Below are 3,399 nucleotides of genomic sequence, written 5' to 3'. Positions count from 1 at the left end.
CACCAACTCCCACGCCAATTTCGACACCAGAGGTAACACCAACTCCCACGCCAATTTCGACACCAGAGGTAACACCAACTCCCACGCCAATTTCGACACCAGAGGTAACACCAGAGGTAACATCAACTCCCACTCCAATTCCTATAACAACTCCTACACCTACACCGACACAGACGCCAATTCCTCTAGCAGATCCGACACCAATTCCTACAGCAACTCCTACCCCAGAGGTAACACCACCTCCCACACCTACACCAGCGGTAACGCCTGACTCAACTTGTTTTTGCGATCGCATTCCTCGCCCCGATCTCAATCAACCCAATGCCACCGATAATGTAATCAATGGCAATCCTAATATCCGAATAGGCACTAACCAAAATGATGCTTATTATGGCAACAATTCCTCTAGCTTTTTTGATGCTTTGCCAGGGGATGATAACTTATTTGCTGATGACGAAGGCGACACACTGAATGGCAATGAAGGTAGTGATTTTATTGTCGGTGGTACTGGCAATGATTACCTCTTGGGTGGCAAAGATAATGATATTATTCTCGGTGGACAAGGGGAAGATGTAATTCGGGGAAATCAAGGGAATGATTCTCTGAATGGGCGAGAAGGAAATGACCTGATTTATGGCGATGCTGGTAATGATTTTATTCAGGGTGGCAAAGAAAATGATACCTTATACGGGGGCAAAGACAATGATATTCTACTGGGGGAACAAGCACAGGATTTATTGTTAGGACAAGAGGGAAATGATACCCTGTGTGGAGGCAGTGAGAATGATACACTCCTGGGAGGCAAAGGTAATGATATTTTGTGTGGTTGTGGTGGATTTGATAGTTTACTAGGAGGGGTAGGAAATGATATCTTTGCCTTGTGTCCGGGAGTGCAATTCGCTCTAATTGCAGATTTTACTAAGGGGGAAGATGCGATTGGATTGTCAGGAGGATTCACGTTTGAGCAGTTGCAGATTACACAGGGAAATGATGGAACATTGCTGACGATTAAGCAAAGTGGAAGAATACTTGCGAATATTGTGGGTGTTAATGCCTCGCTAATTACTGCTCAAGATTTTCTCTTAGTTTAATATAGCGAATTCTAAGGATCGCGAATTAAATAATTTACACAAGGAAATTGGGGTGTCCTGCCCGCCCTTTTTGGACGGGCGGGACGCCCATCCCACAATCACAATAAAAATGGTAAGTTATTTAATTCACGATCCTTAAGTTAGTAATTCATTAGACCTTTGGCAAAAATAATTAGGACGGGCAAGATGCCCATCCCACAAGAAAAAATAACTCTTGTGGGATGGGCATCTTGCCCGTCCCATCAATTGATGAAAAGGATTTTTGCAAGAGGTCTACTATCTAAAATTTGGAGATGTTCCAATTCCCCATTAAAACCCCAGAAATCATTTTCGGCTCCCCTCTCGTATTTTTGCCCGTATCATACCCTAATTCAGCAACGCCATTATATCAAGTAGGGAAACGGCACTGCCGTGTCCAAGGCGTGTCTTAGCATTAAACCCGCAGTCCCCGATTAATTTCAACCCCTGCCAAAATGCGGAATTAACCGCCTGCAACTAATAAGAATTAAAAAAAACTAACACTTTTGGAAGATGCCACAATATTTATCTATGATAAAAATATAGACATTTGTCTAAACAGTGCATTAAACCCTTTCAGAAGCGCCGAAATATTTAATCAATACCAAAAAAAACCATGCAATTTCTACCCAAAACAATCCCCGAAATTCAACCAGAAATCATACCAGTTAACGAATCACCGCCAGAACTTGTTACTTTCGATGTCGGCGGGATGAAATGTGCCGGCTGCGCGAAAGCTGTGGAACGCCAACTTATGCAGTATTCAGGCGTAATTTCAGCTTGCGTTAACTTGGCCGTAGAAGTCGCTACGGTTGAGTGTCAACCGGGGGCTGTCGATGCAGAGGCTTTAGCTAAAAAGTTGACTGATAATGGATTTCCCTCTCAGTCTCGTTGTGGTGAAAATCAGCGGGAAGCAGAAGCGGCAACAATTGAACGGCGGGGGCAAGAAATTCGACAGCAAATCAAGCAATTGACGATCGCCCTAATCCTAATTATTTTATCCGGTTTAGGTCACGTACTCGGCACAAAAGCCCCAATTCTCAGCAATATTTGGTTTCACTGGGGACTCGCCACCCTCGCTTTGCTGGTACCGGGCCGCCCGATTATCGTTGACGGGTGCCGCAGTTTGTGGCGAAATGCACCCAACATGAATACTTTGGTAGCTTTAGGCGCTGTTACAGCTTACACCGCTAGCAACGCGGCGCTGCTGTTTCCACGGATGGGATGGGAGTGCTTTTTTGACGAACCTGTGATGCTGCTGGGCTTTATTTTGTTGGGCAAAACTCTGGAACAGCAAGCCAGACGGCGCGCTGCATCAGCTTTGCAAGCTTTAATCGCATTGCAGCCTGCGAAAGCCCGCTTAGTAGATTTTAAACTCCCGACTTTAGATTTGCGATCGGAAGAATTGCCTTTAAACTCGACATCAGAGGTCTACGATCCACAATACATTGAAATTCCAGCCGATCGCGTTCGAGTCGGAGAATGGCTGCAAGTTTTGCCAGGGGAAAAAATACCGGTAGACGGTGAAGTCTGCGAAGGCAAAACAACCATAGATGAGTCGATGCTGACTGGCGAATCAATGCCGGTTTTGAAGCAACCAGGAGATACAGTTGCCGCCGGAACTATCAATAAATCCGGGGCAGTTGTGATGCGGGCAACTCGCACCGGTAAGGAAACAACTGTAGCTCAAATGGTGGCTTTGGTGCAGGCAGCCCAAACTCGCAAAGCGCCCATTCAAAATTTAGCTGATACTGTCGCGGGATATTTTGTGTATGGGGTAATGGCAATATCGCTTTTAACTTTTCTATTTTGGTATTTTGCCGGCACTCATATTTGGCCTTCTGTGCTTTTAGGACAGGGGGCAATGGATATGGGGCATGGGGCAATGGGCATGGGGCATGGGGCATCGGGCATCGGGCATGGGGCAATGGGCATGGGAAATGAATTGCCAATTATCCATTATCAATCGCCTTTGCTGTTAAGTTTGAAATTGGCGATCGCAGTTTTAGTGATTGCTTGTCCTTGCGCTTTGGGATTGGCTACCCCTACTGCAATTTTAGTTGGTTCTGGCATCGGGGCGGAGCGCGGGCTTTTAATTCGCGGTGGTGATGTTTTAGAACGGGTGCATCAATTAGATACGGTGGTTTTTGACAAGACTGGCACTCTGACAACCGGAAATCTAACACTCACAGATTATTTGCCGCTTTTCCAGAATTCTGAGTTGGATATGAACTCAGATATTAATGTTGGAAACAGGCAAGATGCCTGTTCCACAATTGATGGAGTTTCT

General features: G+C 45.6%; 2 protein-coding genes. Both read left to right on the top strand.

Annotated elements, in window-relative coordinates; translation table 11 throughout:
* Positions 1-1,091, top strand: a 1,091-nt coding sequence (locus QUB12_RS28250) for a calcium-binding protein (RefSeq protein WP_333146824.1), incomplete at its 5' end; no start/stop codon positions are given.
* 634 nt (positions 1,092-1,725) lie between these two features.
* A partial coding sequence (locus QUB12_RS28245; RefSeq protein WP_333309395.1) for a cation-translocating P-type ATPase occupies positions 1,726-3,399 on the top strand: 1,674 nt, incomplete at its 3' end.

The organism is Microcoleus sp. B7-D4, from assembly GCF_036705125.1.
Lineage (GTDB): Bacteria > Cyanobacteriota > Cyanobacteriia > Cyanobacteriales > Microcoleaceae > Microcoleus.
Note: the sequence above shows the minus strand (reverse complement) of the source record. Positions and strands in the feature narration are given on the sequence as shown.